Source organism: Roseimaritima sediminicola (assembly GCF_009618275.1).
GTDB lineage: Bacteria > Planctomycetota > Planctomycetia > Pirellulales > Pirellulaceae > Roseimaritima > Roseimaritima sediminicola.
This window is the reverse complement of the sequence record NZ_WIAD01000143.1, coordinates 1-717: the sequence shown is the minus strand read 5'-3', so window position 1 is coordinate 717 and position 717 is coordinate 1. Positions and strand designations below refer to the sequence as shown.

At 56.3% G+C, this 717-nt stretch carries 1 protein-coding gene; it reads right to left on the bottom strand.

The features are described 5' to 3' along the window. Positions 1 to 647 (bottom strand): transposase (locus tag GE027_RS22640; protein ID WP_202617517.1); only part of this gene is annotated, 647 nt, incomplete at its 3' end. Between the last annotated feature and the right edge of the window lie 70 nt (positions 648 to 717).

Here is a 717-nt window from a genome sequence, read left to right as displayed (position 1 = left end):
GCGTGAATGAACCCGTTGCCGAGGCGATCGCCATTTCGCGTGCTATCGTAATCCCCTCCGACGCACAGCGATGCGACAAGCGGATGGTAAACCGTGCGTCGATAGTGGCCGTTGTAGCTCGCGCCCTGCTGCTTTCCATGAACCTCGACCGGGAAGCTATCGATGTCGATAGTTGCTCGGCGAACACGACGCTTACCGCTTGCATGAACGTGAGACTCGATGGAATCCGATAGCCCGTTACGGAGCGCCTCCAGGCTGCTGACGTTGGCAGTCAGAATGTCGATCAAACGACTCTGGGTTGGCTGACTTGCCAGGCGTTCGTCAATCACCGCATCGCCGTCACGATTCCAAACCGCAGCTCGAAACGCCGGGTCATGGGCAAGGCGATCGACATCGTCTTGGGCTGAATACCCGATGCTCATCGCGAACACTCGCTCTCGTAGCAGTTCGTCTATGTGGTAGCGAATCCGATCGGGGCGTCTGGGGTCTTGGATATTCGCCGCGATGGACTCGCAGATGTTTAGCCGTTGGTCGGCTTCCCGTAGCAAGGTGACACCAGCGTTTGAAGTGAGCCGATGACTGGTCACCTGGACCTTGACGGAGCGATTGAAAGTTGGCTCAAAAAGGTTAGGCTGTGCTTCACCCATCACGTGATCTCCGTTTGCGTTGAGAAGTCTTTGAACAACTGCTTAAACGCAGCGAATCACGTGATGGGCT